We start from the raw sequence: 24,474 nt of genomic DNA on the forward strand, positions 1-24,474 counted from the left end.
ACTGTTGATCTCGAGTTGGAAGCAGTAGACTCTGCAAACTATATATGACATGAGCCGATTACGGATTACCGGGTATGAATTATCATTTCAATTCTGATTCAAAATTAACTGAACAGGAGAAAGCAGTTGTGTTTTTTTGACTAATTCTATGAATTCTTGTGGATCTGGTCTGTCGTCATCGCCAATCCATATAATTACCAATTCTATTAACCCACGAGAGACAAATCGCTTGATATATGTTGATAAATGATTATCTAACACAGTTACTAGGGAAATTTGATTACTGATTGATTGCGTAATTTTGTTTGCAAAATTAGGATCACCATTTTCAGACAACATTATTTTTAGAAAATTAAAGTTAACTGGTTCTAATGCAAAAACAATCAACTGTTGAATCGACATTACAACCCCATTTTCAATGGAATTATTCTTAAACGTAGTATTAAGAATCGTTTCTATTTCATTAATGAAGTAACCTTCTAAGTCTTCTATTAAATCAGCTTTATCAGCATAATGGCTGTAAAAAGTACTTCGATTTACCATGGCTGTTTTAGTTAAGTCACTAACGGTTATTTTATCAATGGATTTTTCTTTTAAAATCGTTAGTAGGGCATTTCTTATTTTATTTTTAGAATGCCGTATTTTTGCATGTTCCATAAGTAGACCTTCTTTATCCAACATTTTTACTTGTTTTGTTGGTTGTACTGTTGAATTTGTTTTTGTAAAATTAAAACCAACAAACTGTTGATTTTAATTTTAGAAGATAAGGAGATCAAAAGCAAATGTCAGAGGAATTTATACGACTATCACATGTTTCAAAAATATATAATGCACATCAAGATAATGAAGTCCGAGCTAACGATGATTTGAATTTTAATATTAAACGTGGTGAACTTACTGTCATCGTTGGTTCATCTGGTGCTGGCAAATCTACATTGCTCAATACTTTAGGAGGCATGGATAGTGTTTCAGAAGGCGAAGTATGGGTAAATGGGATTGATATTGCTAAGTTTTCTGAAAAAAAAAGAACGACTTACCGTCGAAGAGATATTGGCTTTGTGTTTCAGTTTTATAACCTTATTCCAAATTTAACAGCTCTAGAAAATGTGGAATTAGCGAATGAAATTGCAAAAGACCCTTTAGATGCAAAGAAAGCTATGAAATCTGTCGGATTAGAAAAAAGGATGGATAATTTTCCACCACAGATGAGCGGCGGAGAGCAACAACGAGTTGCGGTTGCTAGAGCAATTGCGAAAAATCCAGCCTTACTTTTAGCTGATGAACCAACAGGGGCACTAGACTATCACACTGGGAAGAAAATACTGAAGATATTTCAAGATTATGTACATGACACTGGGAAAAATGTTGTTATTGTAACTCATAATAGTTTAATTAAACCAATGGCTGACCATGTCATTGAAGTTGTTGATGGCAAAATCAAGAGTGATGTTATTAATGACCATAAAACTCCTGTAGAAGATTTGGAGTGGTAGAATGTCAAAAATAAATTTAAATACATTGCGTGAGTTAAAATCTTCTAAAGCTAGATTTTTTTCAGTAACGCTACTGTTAGCTTTAGCAGTATTTATTTTTGCTGGATTAAAGGCTACAACACCCGATATGAATCAAACGATGCGTAGCGAATATGATAAAACAAATTTAGCTGATGCACAGTTAAATAATTCATTGGGGTTTACTGGTTCTGAGATAGAATCTATACAGAAAAATAAAAATATCAAGAGCGTCTCTAAAAGTTTCCAAACGATTGCTGTAACTAGTAATAATAAGCATGCGATCAATATTATCTCTAATCCAGAAAAACTATCAAAATTTACTATAACAAAAGGACGCGAACCAAAGAAAGATAATGAAATTATTTTGGGTGAACAGCTCCGAGGTGATTACAATATTGGTCAACAAATCAAAATTAAACATAATGATGATTTAAAACAAAAGCAGTACAAAATTGTTGGATTTGCAACTAGTAGTGTTTATATGAAAAAAAGCAACTTAGGTCAAACAAATCTCGGTGATGGTCAAATAGATGCCTTTGCAGGTGTTTAAAAAAGCAACTTTCACTCGTTCTGACCCAAATATTTTGCAAGTTCAGTTTAAAAATCTATCAGGTGATGCTTACCAAGACAAGTATGAATACGCACTTCGTCACAAAGTTTCCCTTTTACAAAGTAAATTAAATGATTTGAGTCAGCAAAGAAGAAATGAATTACTTAGTTCAGTTGACGATAAAATTAATCAGGCACATGCAGCACAGACTGCGTTATTAAAGCAAAAAATACTCACGTCAAATGGCGCTACTTTGCAGGCGTTAAATCATAAACAAGCTGATCTCAAAGCCCAAATCAATCAAGCAGAAGTTCAGAAAGACACAATTAATCAATTGAAATACACCGTGCAATCTCGTGGTCAATTTTCAGTTGGCTATAGTGATATGGGAAGCGACGCTGATAGAATTACAGGATTGTCAAATACATTTCCTATTTTCTTTTTTACAGTTGCCTTGATGGTTAGCTTCACTGTTATGCGTCGTATGGTAGAAGAGAAAAGGGTCGAGATTGGTACACTAAAAGCATTGGGTTATAGTAATAATAAAATTGCCTCTGAATATTATTTGTATGCTAGTTTAACTAGTGTCGTGGGAACTATTATTGGTGCTGGACTTGGTTTGTTTATTTTACCTAAAGTTATATTTAACTCATTTGCAGCCAATTATGTTTTGAACGATGTTCATTTAACATGGCAAACAACACCAATACTCGTGTCATTTGCTTTGACCCTATTGAGTACAGTCTTTGCCGTATTTCTAGCAATAAGGCCTCTATTTGCTCAGCAAACTACGGCCCTCATGTTACCAAAGGCGCCGACTGCAGCCAAAAAAATTCTATTAGAACATATAACGTGGTTTTGGAATAAACTTTCCTTTTCACGTAAAGTAACAGCCCGAAATATTTTTCGATACAAAGGAAGGATGTGGATGACAATACTCGGTGTTGCTGGCAGTACCGCCATGTTGATTACAGGGTTTGGCATGCAACAATCGTTAAACAAAATGATTCCGACTCAATATGGAGAAATAACCCATTACCAATTACTGGGCGTGTTTAATAATAACGCAAACAACGCAGCTGACTATGGCAAAATGGTAAGAAGAGACAAAAATATTTCTGATTCTAAGCCGGCTTATTTCCAAAATGTAACTGTGGCAGTTCCACATATTCAGGATTTACAAAGCGTTCCAATGATTGTTACCAATAATGACAATCTTTCAACATTTATTGACTTGAAGTCAAAGAATAATAAAAAAATCAGTTTGAAACAAGACGGGATTACCATTAGTAGCAAGTTGGCTAAAATACAAAATCTTTCTTTTGGTGGACATTTCACTATCAAAGATGCGCAACAAAATAAGCACCGAGTTAAGATAGCTAATATTACCAAAAATTATACGGGTCACGCTATCTATATGTCGCAAGCTTATTACAAAAAAATATTTAAAAAGAGTACAGTACAAACGCATATCTTATTAAGCTGAACAATAATCAGCAAGCTGAGCAGGTAAGTAGAAGATTAAACAACGTCACGTCGTCGATTACTGTTATTAATTCTGACGATACAAAAGAAACAATTAACAGTATTTTAAAAAGTTTGAATAGGGTCGTGTGGGTAATTGTTGTAGTGAGTGCGATCCTTGCATTTATCGTACTTTACACACTAACTAACATTAATGTTTCTGAAAGAATTAGAGAACTCTCGACCATTAAAGTCCTAGGATTTTATCCTAAGGAAGTTTTAGCGTATATTTATCGGGAAACTATCATTTTAACGTTTGCGGGTTTAGTTATTGGTTTTATAAGCGGAATATTTGTTCATGCGTACTTGATGACTATTATTACACCTGAAAATGTGTTGTCAGTACCAGGAATTTCTTGGCAAATATTTGGTATTGCGATGCTATTAATCATATTATTTACTGGATTAGTGGCAATATTAATGAAAAAGAAAATTGATGCAGTAGATATGCTAGAGGCATTGAAAAGCGTTGATTAATTCAATATTTATTTAAGTCATCTTTGATCAAAAGCTTAAATACTATTACACCGATCACCGCTATGAACGTTGGTAAATAAACATTCATAGCGGTTTTTGTATTTCTAAAAACTTTAATTTGTACTTGAAGTTAAGTATTCATTGTCACATTCGACTATGGTATGCTTATAATTGATATTTATTAAGAGGTGACCGAAAAATGAAAATTGATCAGGATAAATTACTAACATTTTTAAATAATGGTCATACAACATTAGATAATTTTTTGCTATTACATTACCGAGAAATTGGTATGAATAATGAAGAACTACTAGTATATATTCAAACAAAAATGGGAATCGATAAAGGAAATTTCGAACCTAGTACAGAATTAATTAGCCAGACAATGGGGTGGTCAGCTAAAAAAGTTTTTTCATATTTAGATGCCATGCGTAAAAAGGGGTTAGTAAACTTTAAAAGTCGTCATGCGAGTGATGGCAAGGTGACAACAGAATTAGATTTTAATCCACTATATTTAGCACTATTAAATATAAAATCAACAGAAGGACACGCAGATGAACGTGTTAATAATCAAGGTATTCCTAATATAGATAAACAACAAACGCAACAGGCGGATATTTACAATTTAATTGAACAAGAGTTTGGGCGTCCTTTAAGTCAGATAGAAATTGAAACTATTAAGCAATGGTTTGATGTTGATCATTTCGATCCAAAGTTTATTAAAGCTGCTGTTCAAGAGGCGGTGTTAAACTCAGCACTAAATTTGCGGTATATAGAGACCATCCTTGTATCTTGGCAAAAAAAGAATTACCATTCACTGAATGACATTAAAAATGAAAGACAAAAATATCGTCAATATAAACAATTGCAAGCTGACGAGGTCGTCGATATTCCAACCGATGTTGATATTTTAAATACTGATTGGGATAAATTTAAATAGAAAAATAATACCACCTGAGTTAAGAATAATCTTAACTCATTTTTTATTTTAAATTTATACGTTTAATAACGTATGCATTAGGGCGCAAAAAAACTGGTCGGAAAATTTGGTTTAATACCACAATTTTTCCGACCAGTCAGTCATTTAAACTTTATGCAATTTTTTCAAATCCATCTTACTGTGAGTTGCCATTACCGTTATTTGATGATGGTTGACTCGGCGTGCTTGGTTCCTCAGAAGTACTACTGCTCTGTGGTTCTGAAGAAGAAGTTGACTCATCAGAGGACGATGTCGACGCTGATGATGAGGAACTACTACTTGATGGTACGCTTGAGCTTGAAGATGACTCCGAACTAATACTTGATGACGAACTAGATGAACTACGTGATGAAGAAGATTTAGATGAAGAACTCTTAACAACTTGACTGATTGTATCTTCAGAAGATGTATCGGCACCAACAACTGAATACTCTTTCACACCGTTAACTGTTGTACTCTTTACAGTACTTGGCATGGTCCAATCTGAACCATCAGTACCGCTACCTGACATGATATAGTCCATCAATGCCTTGTATACACGAAGAGGGGTAAACTGTTGTTCACCAGCTGCTAACGAATGTCCAGTTTCGTTTGGTTGATCGTAACCAGTCCAAACGGAAATTGAAGCTGCTTTTGTGAAACCAGTAAACCAGGCATCTGAGGCAGAGGCATCTGGCATATTCAATGAATCATCATAAGCTGTAACACCAGTCTTACCAGCTTGGGCATAATCTGATGTGTTAATAATCTTAGCATATGAATCAGTAATAACTGACTTCATCATATTAGTTAACATAAATGCTGTTGATGATTTCATTGCAGTGCTTCCTGAATTTTTAAATTCTTTCACAGCACCACTTTGATCAGTAATTTTTGAAATATATTGTGGCTTATAATACGTACCACCATTATCGAAGGCAGCAAATGCTGCTGCTTCTTGTTCACTTGATACATCAATACCAATCGCATTTGATGCCACTAGGTTACCATTATTACTCTTAATCGTGATTCCTAGCTTCTTTAGGAAGGCAGATGAATTATCATAGCCAACTTCCTGCAATGTCTTGATAGCCGGAATGTTTCGTGAAAGGGCAAGAGCCTTACGCATGGTTATTTTTCCTAGATAAGCACGGTCAGCATCATAAACAGAAGTATTTGTACCAGGATAAACATAAGCTGAATCATCAACAGTATGATTAGTTGACCAACTTAGATTTTCAACCGCTGGTCCATAGTCAACCAGTGGCTTAGCAGTTGATCCTGATGAACGGTTTGTATTCGTTGCGCGATTTGTTCCTTGTAAGTCACTTTGCTTACGACCACCAATTTGGGCCATAACTTCACCATTATTTGGATTAGTAACTGTCAAACCTACTTGCATCAAGTCATCTGTCCATGAGACATAATCATTCGTATTAGTAATATCGTAAGCTCGTTGTTGAACATCAGGATCTAGATTTGTCTGTACGACCAAACCATCCTTGTTCAAGTCGTAACCTAAGCTAGTCAATTTATTACGTACAGATGTAATATAGGCATCATCAACCTTAGCATTTTTATCTTCAGAATCAACTGCTGCGTGTTCAGCAGTTAAACCATCTTTAATTGATGTCTTGCTATATTTTGTAGCGTCAGCTTGAGAAATGACATGGTTATTCGCCATTGCCTTTAATACATTATTTCGACGAAGGGTGGCACCTTTAGGATTAGTATATGGGTCGTAGCCAGAAGGTGATTGAGGTAGACCAGCAAGTAATGCCATCTGTGGTACCGTCAATTGAGACAGATCCTTGTTAAAGTAATATTGTGCAGCAGTTTTCATACCATACACACCATTACCCATGTAAACTTTATTCATATAAAGAGTTAAGATCTGGTTTTTTGAATATTGCTTCTCTAATTTCATTGCCAACCAAGCTTCTTGTGCTTTACGCTTAATCGTTTGGTCACTGGCATTTGTTGAAAAGACAGTTAATTTAATTAGCTGTTGTGTTAGCGTTGAACCACCTTGTAATCCTAATGATGAACCGGTTACGTTAGCAAAAGCTGCACCGATGATACGACGAGGATCTACACCGTGATGCTTATAAAAACGTCGGTCTTCAATTGAAACAACGGCCATACGCATTTCCTTTGGAATTTCACTCTGTTTTGCCGTTTCTCGTTTTGAACCAGTTGTATAAAATACATTGCCATCTTTATCTAAGAATTTAGTTTGTGAAGTTCCAACCAGTGCGGCATTCGTGACCTTAGGAGCGGAAGATGCATAATAAGCAAATAAACCTGCACCAGCAAATCCACCAACCACAAATAAAATAACAAGCGTCCAGAAAGTGTACTTCAAAATACGCTTTACTTTAGAGCCGGACTTTTTAGGTTTCGGCTGCGTTGGCCGTTTGTTATTTTTCGTGCTGTTACGTCCTCGTTCAACACGTGACATTTCTTCTGTCATACTAAGTTATCTCCTTTTTGTTCACGTCGTTCTAGTAATTTATCCACTGCCGTTAAATAAGGAGTAGTAGGGTTGATTCCTTGTGCAATCAACTCACCTGATTTAACAACTACTTCATATGGAATGGACTTTCTACCAGTTTCCTTATTATCCCAATATTGAAAAATAAGATCTGCCCACACGACGTAAGTTTCTTTTAAAACCGAAAATCTAATTATCATAAACGCTAAGCCGTGTTGTGTAACAATAGATTTTAAATGTTCGACTTGATGGTCATGAATATTATTTAATGGAAACGAACGTTTATGGGTTGTTTCCTTTGCATCAAAGTCAATATAATATCCTTTGTAGATACCATTGTAATCTGTTGTAGAGGCTTGACGAAAATATGCCTCTGTAATTTTAGCTGCAGAACGAGCCGGATAACTAACATTAACAATTTGAATTGGTGTTGGTTTCTTATGGATAACTGCCTGTCCAGTTGCTAAGTAATAGTTATTCGCTGCGTTGATATCAGCCTCTAAAGACATTCCTCGATTACTTTGCGAACCACCTTGACTGACTCTTGGTTGTTTGAAAGATCTGTTATCAAAGGACTGTCCGTTCGGATAATTAAAAGCCATGACGAACTCCTATAGTTAAACTTTATCTTTGTTATTATACCAAAAGTAGCGCAATAGTGACAGGTTGCATAGATTTGTCAAAAAATATCAATTATAGAAAGGTGTATAAAACTTAATGAATCGGATTTGGATAACCGGATTTCGAAGTTATGATTTAGGTATTTTTAATAATAAAGATCCAAAATTAGCCATTATTAATTTTGCCCTAAATAAACTTTTGACTAATGCTATTTATGATAATTGCAATTGGCTCATCACTGGTGGGCAACTTGGCATTGAACAGTGGGCAATAGAAGAAGCATTGCGCTTAAAGCAAACAAATTTTCCAGACTTCCAAATTGCTTTGATGACACCATTTTTAGATTTTGGAAAAAACTGGCAGGAGGGCAAACGGGATAAATTGACTTCTTTAAAGCAAGCTGTCGACTTTAGTAGTTCAGTATTTGCTTCAAATTATGAAAGTCCAAAACAATTACAAGCTTATCAAGAATTTATGTTAAACCATACAGATAGAGCAATTATTTTTTATGACCAGGAGGCAGAATCTTCACGTGCTCGATTTGACTACCAAGCGATGAAAAATTATGCGTCAAACCACAATTATCCGGTCATGTTAATTGATTTAGATCGCCTACAAGACTATGCTGATGAATACCAACTTGAAAAATCTGACTATTTAGAATAATAAATATTATTTTTTACACAACTAATTTTGTCATCTCTAAAGAAAGCTGGTAAACTAGGATAAGAAGAAAACTAAGGAGTGCAAGTGATGGAAAACGTGCAACATACTCGTGAAGAAATTCTAAACAAGGATTTTAAAAAAACTCGTATTGGTACCGGATACGATATAACAGATGTCGATGCTTATTTAGATGAGATTATTTCTGACTACCAAGCCTTTCAGACTAATATCAATGAATTAAATAATCAAAACCAAAAACTAAAAGACCAAGTTGCTGAGTTGACAAAACAAGTTTCAGCAGCACCAACGTCAGCGCCGAAAGCATCGCCTGCTCCTGCTGTTAATACAAATATGGATATTCTAAAGCGCTTGTCAAATTTGGAACGCCGTGTATTTGGTGCCTCATCGGATCAATTTAAGCGAAATCAAGAAAAAATTGATGACAAACCTGAAGAAGTAGAAGATGTTATTGTAAAAGAAAGTAGTTCACAATCCGCTGAATAAGTGTATAATGGTTATTCGTGATGTGTTGGTGGGTAATTGCGTGTGGCTTATGCTGCATGAGGAAAGTCCATGCTCGCACTAACTGTGATGTTAGTAGTGTTCGCGCTAGCTGAAAAAATAAGGCTAGGTATTCAATTAACTTGAATGACGGCCAGTGAAAAATCTAAGGACTTTGTCTATGATCTAGTAACTGTTAAGGTGCCACAGTGACGAACCATCAAAGAAATGCGATGGGTGGAACGCGGTAAACCCCACGAGCGGGCAACCCAAACTTTGGTAGGGGCGCTTGACCTAACAAAAAGAAGTGATGGTCGGGGAAACAGAAATGTTTGAGATAGATGATTACCACCAAATAAAAATTGCCAACTTTTATTTGGAACAAAACATGGCTTACAGCTAATACATCAGGCAGCCGACGTCCTTGTGGCGTCGGTTTTCTTTTTGCCCAAATTTTTAATCTCATTTATAATGAAAAGTATCAACTTGAAAAGAGAACGGAACATGAAAAACTTTAAACTTATGGCAACAATGGGTGCTGGTATGGAATCACTAGTAGCCCGTGAACTAAAAGAAATGGGGTACGCAACAGAAACAGAAAACGGACGAGTTTTTTTTGATGGTACTGTTGAAGATATTTATCGAACAAACCTATGGTTGCGCGTTGCTGATCGAATTAAAATAGTTGTTCAAGAATTTGATGCAAAAACTTTTGATCAATTATTTGAAAAAACAAAATCATTTCCTTGGGAAGATTTACTTCCATATGATGCTAATTTTCCAGTAAATGGACGATCAAAAAATTCAATATTACATTCCGTTCCAACTGTACAGGCAATTACTAAAAAAGCAATTGTCAAGCGTCTATCCGAAGCTTACCATACTCATAGCTATCTTCCAGAAACTGGACAACGGTATGTTTTAGAGACGGCCATCGACAAAAACCACGTTATGATTACACTAGATACAACGGGTGATTCATTATTTAAACGTGGTTACCGTACGGAAAAAGGTGGGGCTCCCTTAAAGGAAACTATGGCTGCGGCACTAGTAAAATTAGCACATTGGTTCACGGATAACCCATTTGTCGATCCGACAACTGGATCAGGTACAATTGCTATCGAGGCGGCATTAATTGGACGTAATATTGCTCCTGGTTTAAATCGTGAGTTTGATATTACTGATTGGGACTGGTTTGATAAAAATATTGGTCAAACCTTAAAAGCACAAGCACGTAGTATGATTAATTTTGATGAACCATTAGACATAACTGGTTATGATATTGATGAAAATATGATTGAGATTGCTAAAGCTAATGCCGAAGCTGCTGGAGTAGGTGAGGACATTACCTTTAAACAGTTAGCTGCAGCAGATTGGTCAACTGACAAAATCAATGGTGTCCTGGTTGCTAACCCGCCTTATGGTGAGCGTCTAGGAGATGAAGAGGCTGCTCGTAAACTGTACAGTCAAATGGGACATATCTATAACAAAATGCCAACTTGGTCTAAATATATTTTGACATCAGATGAAGAATTTGAAACCGCGTTTGGTAAAAAAGCAACAAAAAAGCGCAAATTGTATAATGGTGCATTAAAAGTTGATTTATATCAATATTGGGGTAAAAAAATTCGCAATTAGTTAGACAATATTTGAAATTCGAGAGGAGACATACTATGAATCCGTTACTTGCGGGTATGAATGATAAGCAAGCTGAAGCTGTTATGACAACAGAAGGGCCACTATTAATAATGGCTGGTGCGGGTTCTGGAAAAACACGTGTGTTAACGCATCGCGTCGCTCATCTAATACAGGATTTGGATGTTTTACCTTGGCGTATTTTGGCAATCACTTTTACCAATAAAGCTGCGCGTGAGATGAAAGAACGTATTAGTCAGCTTGTGGAAGAATCAGATGCCGAAGCTGTTTGGGTATCAACTTTTCACGCTCTGGCAGTTCGTATTTTACGTCGTGACATTGATAAGCTAGGTTATAAAAAGGACTTTTCTATTATTGATGCAAGTGCCCAGCGTACTTTAATAAAACGAATTTTAAAAGACTTCAATGTTGATATTGAAAAATATGCTCCTCGTTCAGTATTAGGTGCCATTTCTAATGCAAAGAATGCGATGGAAGGACCTGAAGAATACGTCAAAAAAGCAACAGGGCCATTTGAAGAAATTGTCGGTAAAGCTTATAAGGAATATCAACACCGTTTAGCCTTAGCTCAGTCACTAGACTTTGACGATCTGATTATGCTTACAATAGAGCTATTACACAAAGATCAAGAAGTTCTTAGTTATTATCAAGAAAAGTTTCTTTATGTGCATGTTGATGAGTATCAAGACACGAATGATGCACAATATGAGTTAGTAACGTTACTTTCAGCAAAACATCGTAATTTAGCGGTTGTTGGAGATTCAGACCAATCAATTTATGGCTGGCGTGGTGCAAACATGCAGATTATTCTGAATTTCAGTAAAGAATATCCTGATGCCAAAACAGTCATGCTTGAGCAAAATTACCGATCAACACAAACAATTCTTGACGCTGCCAATGCAGTGATCCGTAATAACAATGAACGGATTGCTAAAAAACTTTGGACTGATAATGGTGAAGGTGAAAAAATCACATACTATCGTGGTCAATCTGATCGTTCAGAAGCCCTCTTTGTTATTAAAGAAATTCGTGATGCTGTTGATACACAACAACATGATTATAAAGATTTTGCCGTTTTATATCGAACAAATGCACAATCGCGTGGGGTTGAAGAGGCGTTGGTAAAGGCCAACATGCCATATACTGTCGTTGGCGGTTCAAAATTCTATGATCGTAAGGAAATCCGTGATGTTTTGGCGTATTTGTCATTAGTAACAAATCCAGCTGATAATGAAAATTTCTTACGCATTGTTAATGAACCAAAACGTGGTATTGGTCAAACTTCACTAGAGAAATTACGCCGATTTGCGCTAGAAAACAATTGGACACTTTTGGATAGTGCAGCTAATGCGACTTTAATTCCTGGACTTTCTGCAAGAGCAGCGAATAAACTAACTGATTTTGCTAAAATGATTTCAGACTTTATCAAACAAATGTCATTTGATTTAAGCTTAACTGATTTAACAAAATCTATTTTAGAAAAATCTGGCTATGAAGCCCAACTCAAAAAGTCACCAACACCAGAAAACGAAGGACGACTTGAAAATTTGTCCGAGTTTTTATCAGTCACAGAAGAATTTGATAAAAACTATGAACCAAGTGATGAAAGTATCTCAAAGTACGTTGACTTTTTGGGGGAGTTAGCATTAGTTTCTGATTTAGATAATGTTGACGAAAATAGTAACAACCAGATTACACTAATGACACTTCACGCTGCGAAAGGATTGGAATTCCCTGTGGTATTTCTAGTTGGTATGGAGGAGAATATTTTCCCATTATCAAGGGCAGCCGCAGATGATGATCAGCTTGAAGAGGAACGTCGTCTAGCCTATGTGGGTATTACGCGCGCAAAAGAAAAACTATTTCTAACAAATGCTTATTCAAGATTATTATATGGACGAACAACCAGTAATCCTGCGTCAAGATTCATTGATGAAATTGACGCAAAGTTAATCGATGAAAAGTATGATGGTTCTGGTTTCCAATCTTTGAATCGCGAAAGAGATCTACCATTCAGTAAACGTTCCGTTCCGGCACAAGGAGTAACATTTAGTGGCCGTAAGCGGCAACAACCTGTCCAGCTCACTAGTCAATCAAGACCAAACGTCACAAATACTGGTGCTGAAAAGAAGGATTGGGTAATTGGTGATGCCGTTCAACATAAGAAGTGGGGAATTGGTCATGTCATCAAGATTACGGGAGATGGCGAAGATAAAGAATTAGACATCGCTTTTCCAGCTCAAGGCATTAAACGACTATTAGCTGCCTTTGCTCCCATTAGTAAAGTCGAAAAATAGACAGGAGATTATTCATGACAGAGGTTGCTCTAACAGACCCAACTGAAGCTGCTCAACAAATGGAAAAGTTACAATTGCAGCTACAACAATGGGCTAAGGAATATTATGAAAATGATTCTCCAACTGTTGAGGATGCTGAATATGATAAAGTTTATAAACGTTTACAAGAACTTGAAGCAGCCTTCCCAGAATTAGTCAATCCAGACTCTATTACACAACAAGTTGGTGGTCATAAAACAAAGTCCGAATTACCTAAGGTTGAACATGACGTTCCCATGTTATCTTTGGGAGATGTTTTTTCAATGGATGAATTAACCAACTGGATGGTAAACACACAAAAATCATTTACAGAAGAACTAATCTATAATGCGGAGTTAAAGATAGATGGTCTAGCAATTAGTTTGGTCTACCAAGAAGGATTGTTAGTCCAAGCTTCCACACGTGGTGATGGTAATGTTGGTGAGGATGTAACTAGTAATATTAAGTATGTTGATGACATCCCCAAAAAATTAAGTGAACCGCTATCTATTGAAGTCCGTGGTGAGATTTATATGCCCAAAGAGGCATTTGTCTCATTAAATGAAAGCCGTGAACGAGATGGTTTGCCAACATTTGCAAATCCACGAAATGCAGCAGCAGGATCACTTAGACAATTAGACCCGCTTATTACAAAAAAGCGTAAACTATCTGCATTTATGTATCAGGTAGTGGATGCACCACGGTCTTTAAACATTAAGACGCAATCTGAATTGTTAATCCGATTAAGTCAATTAGGTCTACCTGCAAACAATACAAATGCTGTTGTTACGAGTACGACTGATGTTGAAAATTATATTGTTTCACAGACAAATCATCGTGATTCACTTTCATATGGTATTGATGGTATTGTAATTAAAGTAAATAATTTAAGTTTTCATGAAGAACTAGGGAATACAGTAAAAGTGCCAAAGTGGGCAATTGCATACAAATTTCCACCAGAAGAAGCAGAGACCATCATTCAAGGTATTGAATGGACTGTCGGACGCACTGGAGCTGTTACACCTACTGCAGTGATGAACCCTGTTCAACTTGCAGGAACAACCGTGTCTCGTGCTTCACTCCATAATGCTGATTATTTACAAGCAAAAGACATTCGAATTGGTGATACGGTAACCCTGCATAAAGCTGGTGACATTATTCCTGAAGTTGGGAAAGTCATTATTGAACGACGGCCAGAAGATAGTGTACTTTACGAATTACCAAAAGAATGTCCTGCCTGTCATCAATCACTTGTGCACGTTGATGGGGAGGTTGCATTAAGATGCATTAATCCCGCCTGTCCTGCACAAGTACAAGAATCATTAACCCATTTTGCTTCTCGAAATGCGATGAATATTGACGGACTAGGTCCTAAAATTATTTCACAATTACTAGCACATGGATTAATTACTAAAGTTACTGATTTATATCGATTACAATATGATGATTTAATTAACTTAGATAAGTTTGGTGATACAGCTGCAAACAATCTATTAAATGCAATTAACTTATCAAAGAATAATTCTGTAGAACGTTTACTATTTGGCTTAGGTATACGAAACGTTGGGGCAAAGGCTGCTAAAACAATAGCCACAAAGTTTGGTAACCTTAAGGCAATAGCTGAAGCAACAGCTGATGATATTGCTAAATTACCAGGTATGGGGTTAACGATTGGCGATAGTGTTGCACAATACTTTGCTACAGAGCAAGCACAGCAGCTATTAAACGACTTTATAGAACTTAAGGTCAATACAGAATTTACTTCTCAAACAGCTGTAATCGATAATCCAATGTTTTCAGGCAAAAAAATCGTATTAACGGGTTCGCTGTCACTATTTTCAAGACGTGATGCATCTGCATGGTTAGAGTCTCAGGGAGCTATTGTGGCCAGCTCAGTTTCGAAAAAAACTGACTTACTGATTGCTGGAGAGAATGCTGGTTCTAAACTCACAAAAGCCCAAGATTTAAATATTGAAATTTGGTCAGAAAAACAATTGCGTGATACTATGGATAATAATGAATAAATTTCTAAACTAAATGGTTTAGATTAAAAGGAGAACACGTATGCGTGCAGTAAAATGGCTTTCTGCCATTGGTGTTGTTGCGGTGTTAATTGCAGCACTAGTTTTCTTTGGAAACTTTTTTTCTAAAAACTCTTCTTCAGTTTCAAATTCAAATAGTGGCAAAACAACAACCACGGCAACAAAATCAAGTTCCAAAAAAGGAATTCAAATAACCGAAAAAAATAACAACTCTTCTTATCAGACGGTGATAAAGAATGGTCGATATTTGACGAGTAAGGCTAGAGGTGTTTCTGCAACTCAACAAAATAACACGTATGACCAAGTTAGTTTTGAAAATGGTTTACAGGATTTCGCAAAGGAACACTTTAGTACATCAAAATATATTTTCCAAGAGGGACAATACTTAACAACTGATACTGCTAATAATTGGCTAGATCGTAAATCAGATAGTAATCCAACTGGCTTAAATCCAGTAGATAATGGTAAAACAGATAGCAGTCGTAATCCAATTTACTTACAGACTATCGAAGAACAAGACTTTATGACTAAAGAGGGCAGCAATTTAAAGTTGAATGGTATTGTGCTTGGATTAGCTATGAATACACAGGATGTTTACCAAAAGGAACAATATGGTGCTAGCTATACACAAGATATAAATAGTGCCGATCGTATTCAAAAAGGTAAAGAAATGGCCAATGAAATTATCCAAAGATACCGTAAGATGAGTGGTATTGGTAATGATATTCCCATCTACGTTGCTATGTATGCCCAATCAAAGGATGACTCACTAGCAGGTGGTAATTTCTACAGTTGGAACGTCTCAAAGTCAGGTAATACCCTTGGTAATTGGACCGACATAAATGATCAGACTGTTGTATTACCAATGCAGACCGGAACTGGTGATGAAAAATCAGTTGCAACAAAACTGAATACAAGTTTCACTAACTTCTCAGATAATATTCAAAGCTTTTTCCCTAATTTGTCTTCTGTAACTGGACAGGCATCTTATGAAGGAAATAATCTAAAGGGCTTGATTGTTGATGTCTCAACGCAATTCTACTCAGCAACTGAAATAGAAAGTTTTGCTAATTATATTGCTCAGAGTGCACCAAATTATCTACCTAAGGGCGTACCAGTAAAAATTAAAATAGAAGCGTCAACGGGTATGCAAGCATACTTAATTCAAGGAGCAAATGATAGTAAATATAAAGTTACTATCTTAGGTTCATACTAATCGCAATAAAAGAGTCACAGAAATGTGGCTTTTTTTCTTGCATTTCTATACATTTAACAGTAGTATGGTAAAAATATATATTTTATGAGGAGGCATATACTAATGGGAATGCACCAATATTTGTCAGGTTTGAATGAGCTAGAGATGATTACTCGGGCACCTGGATATTTTAAATATCAACCACATTCAGTTGCTGCTCATTCTTGGAAAGTGGCTGAGGCGGCTCAATTCCTTGGAGATATTGAAGAAGCACATGGCAAAGAAGTTGATTGGCGTATGTTATACGAGAAGGCGTTGAATCATGATATCACGGAACGTTTTATTGGTGATATTCGAACTCCTGTAAAATATGCATCATCTACATTAAGACATATGCTGGCAGATGTAGAAGATACACTGTCTGATAATTTTATTCGGACTGAAATACCTGAAGAATTACAAGAAGTTTACACTCGTCGTCTTCATGAGGGTAAGGATGATACATTAGAGGGTCGAATCCTATCTGTTGCCGATAAGGTCGACCTATTATATGAGGCATTTGGTGAACTTCAAAAAGGCAATCCCGAACCTGTATTTACGGAAATTTATAAAGAAAGTCTCGAAACTATCTTTGCTTTCCGTGATATGCCAAGTGTGGCCTATTTCATTAAAGAAGTATTACCTGAATTACTAAATGAACATTTCCCTGGTTCAGAAAAACTACAACGTATTTACATTGGTATTTTTAATGCTGACTAGTCTGTTATAATGGCGTTAGAAAGTAGTTTACAAAGTAGCATTAACAAGGGCAGCTGCAGAAAATAAACTGTCTCAGCTGCTCTTTTATTTTTAGCTAGAAAGCAGGATATCTATAATGATTAATCGTCATACTGATAATGAATACGAATTAGTTTCAAAATATCAACCAACCGGCGATCAGCCTGAAGCTATAAGAAAGTTAGTTAATGGCTTAAAAAATGGTATTAAAGAACAAATATTACTGGGCGCAACCGGGACTGGAAAAACCTTTACCATTTCGAATGTTATTGCGCAAACGAACAAACCAGTTTTAGTACTATCACACAATAAAACTTTAGCAGGACAATTATATGGTGAATTTAAAGAGTTTTTCCCTAATAATGCTGTGGAATACTTTGTTTCATATTATGATTACTACCAGCCTGAAGCTTATGTACCATCATCAGATACCTATATTGAAAAAGATTCATCAATTAATGATGAAATCGATAAGTTACGTAACTCGGCCACTGCTTCGCTATTAGCCCGAAATGATACAATTGTCGTCGCCTCAGTGTCATCAATCTTTGGTTTAGGTAATCCAGAACAATATCATGATCATGTCATTAATGTTCGAGTAGGAGATATTCTAGAAAGAAATGACTTAATGCATCGACTAATTGATATTCAATTTCAACGGAATGATATCGATTTTCAACGTGGCCGTTTTCGCGTTAGAGGAGATGTTTTAGAAGTATTTCCAGCATCATCCGATGCCAAAGCACTGAGAATTGAATTTTTTGGTGATGAAGTCGACCGTATTCGCGAAATTGACTCGCTTACTGGAGAAATAACTGCTGAGTTGGACCTCGCAACAATATTCCCAGCAACCCACTTTATGACCAATGATGCGATACGTGATCGTGCTTTAAAAACAATTCAAGCAGAGTTAGATGATCAATTACAAAAGCTTGAAAAAGATGGCAAATTACTTGAAGCACAACGGTTGAAGCAGCGAACTGAATATGATATTGAAATGATTAGAGAGATGGGCTTCACGACAGGAATTGAAAATTATTCCCGTCATATGGATGGTCGACAGCCAGGCGAACCACCTTTTACGCTATTAGACTTTTTCCCTGATGATTTTATTATTATCGTGGATGAATCACATGTTACCATGCCACAAGTTCGAGGAATGTATAAAGGGGATCGTGCTAGAAAAGAGACCTTGATTAACTATGGGTTCCGCTTGCCTTCAGCATTGGATAATCGACCATTACGTATTGAAGAATTTGAAAAACATGTTAACCAAATTATTTATATGTCAGCGACACCAGGTGACTATGAAAATGATCGTGTGCCTGAAACAGATGTTGCACAACAAATCATTCGACCAACTGGTCTATTAGATCCGGAAATCGAAGTACGTCCAGTAATGGGACAAATCGATGATTTAATCGGGGAAATCAACAAACGTGTTGACAATGAAGAACGTGTTTTTGTTACAACTTTGACCAAAAAAATGGCTGAAGACCTAACTGACTATCTTGAAGACGTTGGTATTAAGGTTAAATATCTACACTCCGATATTAAAACATTAGAACGTACCGAAATTATCCGTGATTTACGTCTTGGTAAATTCGATGTATTAGTCGGTATCAATCTATTACGTGAGGGAATTGATGTACCTGAAGTTTCATTAATTGCAATTCTCGATGCTGACAAGGAAGGATTCTTGCGTAACACACGTTCCTTAATTCAAACGATTGGGCGTGCTGCCCGTAATGAAAATGGTCACGTCATTATGTATGCGGACTCAGTCACTGCTTCAATGCAAGCAGCAATGGATGAAACTTCTCGGCGCCGTCATATACAAATTCAATACAATGAAGATCATAATATTACACCGCACACGATTAAGAAGGCCATTCGTGATTTGATTTCGGCAAGCCATGAGGTTGATAATCAATCTACCGAGAAGGGTAGCTTTACCGATGTTGCCTTTAAAGATATGGCACGTGATGATCAGAATGCAATGATTGCAAATCTTGAAGATCAAATGCGTTCTGCAGCCAAACGTCTTGATTTTGAAGATGCCGCTAATCTCCGTGATGCAGTCATGGAATTAAAATTACAAATTGGTAAGTAAACAATAAAGTGCTCCATAATCGTTAGAGTTTTATATCTAACAATTATGGAGCACTTTGCTTAATTAGCTTCACTCAAACTATCATTCAAAATTTTTATTTTTTTGGTTGCAATCCAAAGCAATAACCCGGCTAACACAGTAATAAGTCCAATAATCAAAAAGTAAGCAATTTCAGTATTAGGTGCATATAGCTTGACTAATTGTGCATTGGCTGCTTGTGCAGTTGCATCAGATAGGTTCCAAACGGTTAACATCTGTGCTTGGAATGCGACAGGTGCCATCTTGGCTGATGCTGATAAACCAACTGGAGAAATTAACATTTCACCAATTTCAACTAATGCCCAAGAAGCCACTAACCAAAGCGGGTTAAAATGATTATTTACACCAAATAACATCCCTGGGAAAGCCATCCAAACATATGACAAACCTGCAAATACAAGTCCCAAGGCAAATTTTACGCCCGTTGCGGGTTGTTTATCACGTAACTTCTTCGACCATAGCCAAACGAAGAAAGGCGTAAATAGCATAATAAATAGTGGATTCAGTGATTGGAACCAAGAAGCCGGAATGCCATGAAGCGCTGTTTGGTTTGAGGCAAATAACGCCAAAACAACTGATCCCTGTTCTTCAATGACCCAGAACAACATTGCCGCAATAAATAATGGAATATACGCAACAACTTTACGGCGCTCAAACTTAGTTGTCTTACTTGATGTTAACATGACAACAAAATAAGCAATTGGTACAAAAATAGCAACAGCTGTTAATAGGTTGATAATTGAATTAATATTCAACGTGCCCGTCATTTGTAAAATAGCTAAGATTAACAGAATGACAATAATTCCCAATCCAACTTTCCAAATTAATGATTTGATTTCTTCAGGCTGCAAAGGTGATGGTGCTTTTTTTGAAACATTATTTAAGTGTTTCCGTCCATCAATTGTATATTGAATCAGACCAATAAACATTCCTATAGCAGCTAATGAAAAGGCAACATGGAAGTTGACATGTACTTGAAACCATCCTACTAAAATAGGAGAGACAAAGGAACCTAAATTAATTCCAAAAACATAAATCGAGAAACCAGCATCTCGGCGCTCATCATCGGCATCGTATAGATTTCCCACCATTGTCGCAACATTTGGTTTCAATAGACCAGTACCTAAGGTAATTAAGAAAATCGAACAAAAAAGACCAGTTGTTCCCAAAGGCATTGATAGGGCAATGTGACCAAACATAATGAGGACACCACCATAAAATACCGTTCGCCAAGATCCTAAAATACGATCTGCTAGATACCCACCAATGATACCTGATAGATAGACCATCGAGCCGTAAATAGACATAATTGCCGCACCAGTGACGGCATTAAATCCCAAACCACCTTTATCAGCGGCGTATATCATATAAAATAATAGTATGGCTCGCATACCATAGTATGAAAAGCGCTCCCACATTTCAGTAAAGAACAAAGTCATTAAACCTCGTGGTTGACCAAAAAATGAGGCACTATCTTTCTGATTCATCAAAAAAACCTCACTTCACATCAAAAAATGTGCATATTTATTCTAAAAAACGAACGTTTGTAATTTTACGCTTATTCAAAATGAAAATCAAATACATGATTGCCTATCATATTTGGCAATAAAAAAGATGATCACGCCACTGACTTGAAGTCGGGAGATTGATCACCTTAAATACTTTCCAAGAGACTGCAATTAATTGTTTCACTCTCTTCGGTATGTCTATTCATTTTTGCTTTTTGGGAAAGTTAGCTAAAGATTCCGTGATGCGTGTTTGTGCTTCATTAATACGTTCAAGATGAGGTTTATTTTTAAAATCTAATTTTTTAAGTTGACCTTGCAAGTCATTGACCAAAGAATTAATGCCATTTAAAGACTCTTGAATATCCGAAACTGATTTTTTTATATCATTAACCGAATCTTTTTCGTATTTAATAGCATCTTTCAAATCGTGGAATCGTATTTTTGCTTTTTCAAACATAAATTAATCCTTTTCAAATTGTGCTGCAATTTTTTTTGCGCGTTCTTGATAAATTGTGTCAGTCATTTTTTCACTATTGTCAACAACAGGAATATCGAACTCATCATCAATATAGCGGGGCACTAAATGGAAGTGTGAGTGAAAAACAGATTGCCCAGCTGCTTCACCATTATTATTGATGATGTTCAATCCGATAATTTTATCATCACTTGCTTTGATAGCACGAGCAATTTTAGGCAAAATACCCAATACACGTGCAGCTAGTTCGTCATCATATTCATAAATATTAGCAACATGTTTCTTAGGGACAACCAGTGTATGCCCAGGTGTTGCTTGCGTTAAATCTAAAAATGCAAGTACATCGTCATCTTCATATACTTTATATGAAGGAATCTCACCATCAATTATCTTATCAAATACATCTGACATCTTAATATTCCTCCTCTAACATTAACTTCATTATACAGTTAATTATAATTCCTGTCTGGTATAAATAATGGAAAGTTTTTTGGTAAAATAGAATAAATAATAGAAATACAGGTGTATAACATGAGCTTAGAAATTAAGAACTTATCTGGAGGATATGGCAAACTAACTGTTTTAAAGGATATTTCATTTACTATCCCTGATGGTACATTAACTGCGTTAGTCGGTTTGAACGGCTCTGGAAAATCAACAACGATCAATCATATTATTGGTCTATTAAATCCCAAGCAAGGTAGTATTACATTAAATAATTTAACATTAGGAGAAAATCCTATTGCTTATAAAGCGCAACTTGCTTATATTCCTGAACAACCAATCGTTTATGAAGAGTTAACTCTAAAAGAGCATTTAGCATTAACTATCGCTGCTTATCAGCTAGATGAAAAAGTTGCTTGGCAACGAGCTGAACAGTTGTTGAAAATTTTCCGATTAGAAGATAAATTAACATGGTTTCCTACGCATTTTTCAAAGGGTATGCGTCAAAAAGTAATGATCGTCATGGCCTTCATTACAGAGGCAAAGTTGTTTATCATTGACGAACCATTCTTAGGTTTAGATGTTATTGCTGTTAATGACTTACTAACCCTGATTGATAGTAGAAAAAAAGAAGGTACTAGTTTTCTTTTAACAACTCATGTTCTAAATACCATTGCAAGTCATGCAGATCAATTTGTTTACTTAAAGGATGGACAAATCGCTGCAGAAGGACCTGCAACTGATTTTTCAAAGCTCGTACCTGAATTAAATGTAAATGAGGATTAAGGTCAATGAAATTAAATCATCTATTCAAAGATCGTGTTGCTAATCGATGGCATCAATACCTCAAGTATCTCAGATATGTATTTAATGATCATGCTGTCTTAGCATTATTTATTTTAGCAGGAGCTGGGGGACTGGCATATCAATCATTATGGCAAACTGCGCCTATCAACATTTGGACAAGATTACTAATCACCATTATCATTATAATGACATTTATCTTTTTCAAAAATCCAACTAATTTTATCAAACCAGCTGATCCAACAGCACTATTAAGTGATGAAACGTCATTACGAAAATTAATAAAGCAAGCAACGACATATAGCATGATTATTAATGGCATTGTTGAGGGCATTGTGTTGTTGGCATTATGGCCCATGATTTTTCGATTATTAACAAATTCTATCCCGTTAGTTTTAGCTACTACGATTGTGTTAGTTGCCTTAAAAATGTTACTAACTAAACATATTGCACAAAAGCAGCGGTTATTTGTAGATGCCTCCAATTCAAAATTAATTAATTGGCGACATTTAGTTACCACCGAAGAAAATCATCAATTTATTGTACTATCATTTTTCAACTTATTCATTGACGTACCCGGAATTACACCGCGGATAAAGCGACAAACCTGGGCTGATACGCTTATTAGTTTTTGGGATAGGCATAATAACAATCCAATTACCAAGCTATATGTAACAGCTTTTATACGTCGTACACAATACATTAAGTTATGGTTTCGACTAACTATTTTTGGCGGATTAGCTGCATGGTTTACCACTGGTTGGCTACAAACAATACTACTAATTACATTGTTTTACCTGCTAGTGTTGCAGTTAATACCATTAAGCAATGTACATCAACATATCGTCTTTAATTTCTTGTATCCAATCTCAAATCAACAACGTTTACGAGCATTTCAGTTAGCGATGCTACCATGGTTAGTAACGACCCAATTAATATGGGTGATTATTGGTTTTATCGCTGATCCTAGCATTAATTTGTTGTTACAAAATCTAATTTGTCTTGTCGTAATAGGGGGCATTTTGGTATTCTGGTATACGGAACAAAAAATCAATAAAAGCACACAAAGGAGAAACACTCGTGCGTTTACGAAATAAAAAATGGGCACAACCATGGTTAGAAAATCATGCGGATCTCGTTATCAACCAAGACCGTGCTGTTTCATTAAAGGGCAATTGGCAAAGCATTTTTACAAAAGAACAACCTTTGCAAATTGAAATTGGAACTGGTAAAGGTCAATTTATTATTGGCATGGCTAAGAAATATCCTGATATCAATTTCATTGGTATGGAAATTCAAGAAGCAGCAGTCGCTGTTGCCGGTCGCAAGGCAGATGAATATGAAGATGAACTACCAAATCTAAAATTTATCTATGGTGATGGTGCTGGTGTAGACACATACTTTGCTAAAGGTGAAGTTAGTAAACTATTTCTAAATTTCTCTGATCCTTGGCCAAAAACCCGTCATGAATCTCGTCGCTTAACTTATAAGTCATTCCTTAAAAGTTATCAGGCCGTTCTACCTGTAGGTGGTGAGCTTGAGTTCAAGACTGATAATCGTGGTTTATTTGAATATTCACTTTATTCTTTTGCTAACTTTGGTATTCGCTTCAATCCAGCCGGTATATCTTTAAACCTTCATGAAGATGAAGATAAGATGATCGACAATGTTGAAACAGAATATGAACACAAGTTTGCCTCACAAGGTTATCCAATTTACAAGTTTGTAGGTTCATTTAACTAATTGCTACTATATAAAAAAAAAAGTTGGAACAAAAAATTTGTTCCAACTTCTTTTTGCT

At 36.0% G+C, this 24,474-nt stretch carries 22 protein-coding genes and 1 other RNA gene; 17 read left to right on the forward strand and 6 right to left on the reverse strand.

From position 1 onward, the window contains the following. Positions 1-87: 87 nt before the first annotated feature. On the reverse strand, positions 88-657 hold the full coding sequence (locus HMPREF0877_RS09760) for a TetR/AcrR family transcriptional regulator (protein WP_050755299.1): 570 nt from the start codon (positions 655-657) through the stop codon (positions 88-90). A gap of 125 nt (positions 658-782) precedes the next feature. Here HMPREF0877_RS09760 and HMPREF0877_RS00685 point away from each other — a divergent pair, with 125 nt between their 5' ends. From HMPREF0877_RS00685 to HMPREF0877_RS00705, 5 genes are all read left to right on the forward strand, one after another. Beyond that, positions 783-1,493 carry an ABC transporter ATP-binding protein gene (locus HMPREF0877_RS00685; protein WP_002827150.1) on the forward strand — a complete coding sequence of 237 codons (711 nt, stop codon included), beginning with the start codon at positions 783-785 and terminating at the stop codon, positions 1,491-1,493. 1 nt (position 1,494) lies between these two features. Beyond that, positions 1,495-2,064 carry an ABC transporter permease gene (locus HMPREF0877_RS00690; RefSeq protein WP_002827152.1) on the forward strand — a complete coding sequence of 190 codons (570 nt, stop codon included), beginning with the start codon at positions 1,495-1,497 and terminating at the stop codon, positions 2,062-2,064. Further along, complete coding sequence (locus HMPREF0877_RS00695; RefSeq protein ID WP_002827154.1) at positions 2,045-3,550, forward strand: ABC transporter permease; 1,506 nt, start codon at positions 2,045-2,047, stop codon at positions 3,548-3,550. Before HMPREF0877_RS00690 ends, HMPREF0877_RS00695 begins: the two co-directional genes overlap by 20 nt. A 143-nt stretch (positions 3,551-3,693) precedes the next feature. After that, positions 3,694-4,065, forward strand: coding sequence for an FtsX-like permease family protein (locus HMPREF0877_RS00700; RefSeq protein ID WP_167528789.1), 372 nt, complete (start codon positions 3,694-3,696; stop codon positions 4,063-4,065). 199 nt (positions 4,066-4,264) lie between these two features. Further along, on the forward strand, positions 4,265-5,005 hold the full coding sequence (locus HMPREF0877_RS00705; RefSeq protein WP_002827157.1) for a DnaD domain-containing protein: 741 nt from the start codon (positions 4,265-4,267) through the stop codon (positions 5,003-5,005). Positions 5,006-5,180: 175 nt separating this feature from the next. On the opposite strand, the gene HMPREF0877_RS00710 is transcribed toward HMPREF0877_RS00705, so the two are convergent. Beyond that, entirely contained in the window at positions 5,181-7,496 is a 2,316-nt protein-coding gene (locus HMPREF0877_RS00710; RefSeq protein ID WP_002827159.1) for a PBP1A family penicillin-binding protein, read from the reverse strand. Then, entirely contained in the window at positions 7,493-8,119 is a 627-nt protein-coding gene (gene recU / locus HMPREF0877_RS00715; protein ID WP_002827161.1) for a Holliday junction resolvase RecU, read from the reverse strand. Before recU ends, HMPREF0877_RS00710 begins: the two co-directional genes overlap by 4 nt. A gap of 115 nt (positions 8,120-8,234) precedes the next feature. Here recU and HMPREF0877_RS00720 point away from each other — a divergent pair, with 115 nt between their 5' ends. The 9 genes from HMPREF0877_RS00720 (at position 8,235) to uvrB (ending at position 19,403) form a co-directional block, all read left to right on the forward strand. Then, positions 8,235-8,804, forward strand: coding sequence for an SLOG family protein (locus HMPREF0877_RS00720; RefSeq protein WP_002827163.1), 570 nt, complete (start codon positions 8,235-8,237; stop codon positions 8,802-8,804). A gap of 87 nt (positions 8,805-8,891) precedes the next feature. Then, complete coding sequence (gpsB, locus tag HMPREF0877_RS00725) at positions 8,892-9,308, forward strand: cell division regulator GpsB (RefSeq protein ID WP_002827164.1); 417 nt, start codon at positions 8,892-8,894, stop codon at positions 9,306-9,308. Between the two features lie 24 nt (positions 9,309-9,332). After that, positions 9,333-9,706: RNase P RNA component class B (rnpB, locus tag HMPREF0877_RS09900), an RNA gene on the forward strand. 103 nt (positions 9,707-9,809) lie between these two features. Continuing rightward, positions 9,810-10,943: a THUMP domain-containing class I SAM-dependent RNA methyltransferase gene (locus tag HMPREF0877_RS00730; protein WP_040760122.1), complete on the forward strand. Its 1,134-nt coding sequence runs from the start codon at positions 9,810-9,812 to the stop codon at positions 10,941-10,943. Between the two features lie 35 nt (positions 10,944-10,978). Then, positions 10,979-13,258, forward strand: coding sequence for a DNA helicase PcrA (gene pcrA, locus HMPREF0877_RS00735; protein ID WP_002827168.1), 2,280 nt, complete (start codon positions 10,979-10,981; stop codon positions 13,256-13,258). A gap of 14 nt (positions 13,259-13,272) precedes the next feature. Continuing rightward, entirely contained in the window at positions 13,273-15,300 is a 2,028-nt protein-coding gene (gene ligA / locus HMPREF0877_RS00740; protein ID WP_002827169.1) for an NAD-dependent DNA ligase LigA, read from the forward strand. A 40-nt stretch (positions 15,301-15,340) separates the two neighbouring features. Continuing rightward, positions 15,341-16,534 carry a CamS family sex pheromone protein gene (locus HMPREF0877_RS00745; RefSeq protein ID WP_002827170.1) on the forward strand — a complete coding sequence of 398 codons (1,194 nt, stop codon included), beginning with the start codon at positions 15,341-15,343 and terminating at the stop codon, positions 16,532-16,534. 102 nt (positions 16,535-16,636) lie between these two features. Next, entirely contained in the window at positions 16,637-17,272 is a 636-nt protein-coding gene (locus HMPREF0877_RS00750; protein WP_040760127.1) for a YfbR-like 5'-deoxynucleotidase, read from the forward strand. A 115-nt stretch (positions 17,273-17,387) separates the two neighbouring features. Beyond that, positions 17,388-19,403: an excinuclease ABC subunit UvrB gene (gene uvrB, locus HMPREF0877_RS00755; protein WP_002827172.1), complete on the forward strand. Its 2,016-nt coding sequence runs from the start codon at positions 17,388-17,390 to the stop codon at positions 19,401-19,403. Positions 19,404-19,462: 59 nt separating this feature from the next. Here uvrB and HMPREF0877_RS00760 read toward each other — a convergent pair whose 3' ends face one another. The 3 genes from HMPREF0877_RS00760 to HMPREF0877_RS00770 all read right to left on the reverse strand — a co-directional run bounded on the left by HMPREF0877_RS00760 (position 19,463) and on the right by HMPREF0877_RS00770 (position 21,836). Beyond that, positions 19,463-20,929: a peptide MFS transporter gene (locus tag HMPREF0877_RS00760; RefSeq protein ID WP_002827173.1), complete on the reverse strand. Its 1,467-nt coding sequence runs from the start codon at positions 20,927-20,929 to the stop codon at positions 19,463-19,465. A 223-nt stretch (positions 20,930-21,152) separates the two neighbouring features. Next, a complete protein-coding gene (locus tag HMPREF0877_RS00765; RefSeq protein ID WP_002827174.1) occupies positions 21,153-21,407 on the reverse strand; it encodes a hypothetical protein in 255 nt (84 codons plus the stop codon). Positions 21,408-21,410: 3 nt separating this feature from the next. Continuing rightward, complete coding sequence (locus tag HMPREF0877_RS00770) at positions 21,411-21,836, reverse strand: HIT family protein (protein ID WP_002827175.1); 426 nt, start codon at positions 21,834-21,836, stop codon at positions 21,411-21,413. A 120-nt stretch (positions 21,837-21,956) separates the two neighbouring features. Between HMPREF0877_RS00770 and HMPREF0877_RS00775 the strand changes: the two genes are divergently transcribed. Genes HMPREF0877_RS00775 through trmB form a run of 3 tightly spaced genes read left to right on the forward strand, consistent with a single transcriptional unit; the run spans position 21,957 to position 24,416 of the window. After that, positions 21,957-22,655, forward strand: coding sequence for an ABC transporter ATP-binding protein (locus HMPREF0877_RS00775; protein ID WP_002827177.1), 699 nt, complete (start codon positions 21,957-21,959; stop codon positions 22,653-22,655). 5 nt (positions 22,656-22,660) lie between these two features. Beyond that, a complete protein-coding gene (locus HMPREF0877_RS00780; RefSeq protein ID WP_002827178.1) occupies positions 22,661-23,770 on the forward strand; it encodes an ABC transporter permease in 1,110 nt (369 codons plus the stop codon). Beyond that, a complete protein-coding gene (gene trmB / locus HMPREF0877_RS00785) occupies positions 23,754-24,416 on the forward strand; it encodes a tRNA (guanosine(46)-N7)-methyltransferase TrmB (RefSeq protein ID WP_002827179.1) in 663 nt (220 codons plus the stop codon). Before HMPREF0877_RS00780 ends, trmB begins: the two co-directional genes overlap by 17 nt. Positions 24,417-24,474 lie beyond the last annotated feature (58 nt).

The sequence above is a fragment of the Weissella paramesenteroides ATCC 33313 genome, assembly GCF_000160575.1.
Taxonomy (GTDB): domain Bacteria; phylum Bacillota; class Bacilli; order Lactobacillales; family Lactobacillaceae; genus Weissella; species Weissella paramesenteroides.

Excerpts from the sequence above, each read along its gene's own strand:
- HMPREF0877_RS09760 (WP_050755299.1), bottom strand. The coding sequence starts at position 657 with ATGGAACATGCAAAAATACGGCATTCTAAAAATAAAATAAGAAATGCC.
- HMPREF0877_RS00685 (WP_002827150.1), top strand. The coding sequence starts at position 783 with ATGTCAGAGGAATTTATACGACTATCACATGTTTCAAAAATATATAAT.
- HMPREF0877_RS00690 (WP_002827152.1), top strand. The coding sequence starts at position 1,495 with ATGTCAAAAATAAATTTAAATACATTGCGTGAGTTAAAATCTTCTAAA.
- HMPREF0877_RS00695 (WP_002827154.1), top strand. The coding sequence starts at position 2,045 with ATGCCTTTGCAGGTGTTTAAAAAAGCAACTTTCACTCGTTCTGACCCA.
- HMPREF0877_RS00705 (WP_002827157.1), top strand. The coding sequence starts at position 4,265 with ATGAAAATTGATCAGGATAAATTACTAACATTTTTAAATAATGGTCAT.
- HMPREF0877_RS00710 (WP_002827159.1), bottom strand. The coding sequence starts at position 7,496 with ATGACAGAAGAAATGTCACGTGTTGAACGAGGACGTAACAGCACGAAA.
- recU (WP_002827161.1), bottom strand. The coding sequence starts at position 8,119 with ATGGCTTTTAATTATCCGAACGGACAGTCCTTTGATAACAGATCTTTC.
- HMPREF0877_RS00720 (WP_002827163.1), top strand. The coding sequence starts at position 8,235 with ATGAATCGGATTTGGATAACCGGATTTCGAAGTTATGATTTAGGTATT.
- gpsB (WP_002827164.1), top strand. The coding sequence starts at position 8,892 with ATGGAAAACGTGCAACATACTCGTGAAGAAATTCTAAACAAGGATTTT.
- HMPREF0877_RS00730 (WP_040760122.1), top strand. The coding sequence starts at position 9,810 with ATGAAAAACTTTAAACTTATGGCAACAATGGGTGCTGGTATGGAATCA.
- pcrA (WP_002827168.1), top strand. The coding sequence starts at position 10,979 with ATGAATCCGTTACTTGCGGGTATGAATGATAAGCAAGCTGAAGCTGTT.
- ligA (WP_002827169.1), top strand. The coding sequence starts at position 13,273 with ATGACAGAGGTTGCTCTAACAGACCCAACTGAAGCTGCTCAACAAATG.
- HMPREF0877_RS00745 (WP_002827170.1), top strand. The coding sequence starts at position 15,341 with ATGCGTGCAGTAAAATGGCTTTCTGCCATTGGTGTTGTTGCGGTGTTA.
- HMPREF0877_RS00750 (WP_040760127.1), top strand. The coding sequence starts at position 16,637 with ATGGGAATGCACCAATATTTGTCAGGTTTGAATGAGCTAGAGATGATT.
- uvrB (WP_002827172.1), top strand. The coding sequence starts at position 17,388 with ATGATTAATCGTCATACTGATAATGAATACGAATTAGTTTCAAAATAT.
- HMPREF0877_RS00760 (WP_002827173.1), bottom strand. The coding sequence starts at position 20,929 with ATGAATCAGAAAGATAGTGCCTCATTTTTTGGTCAACCACGAGGTTTA.
- HMPREF0877_RS00765 (WP_002827174.1), bottom strand. The coding sequence starts at position 21,407 with ATGTTTGAAAAAGCAAAAATACGATTCCACGATTTGAAAGATGCTATT.
- HMPREF0877_RS00770 (WP_002827175.1), bottom strand. The coding sequence starts at position 21,836 with ATGTCAGATGTATTTGATAAGATAATTGATGGTGAGATTCCTTCATAT.
- HMPREF0877_RS00775 (WP_002827177.1), top strand. The coding sequence starts at position 21,957 with ATGAGCTTAGAAATTAAGAACTTATCTGGAGGATATGGCAAACTAACT.
- HMPREF0877_RS00780 (WP_002827178.1), top strand. The coding sequence starts at position 22,661 with ATGAAATTAAATCATCTATTCAAAGATCGTGTTGCTAATCGATGGCAT.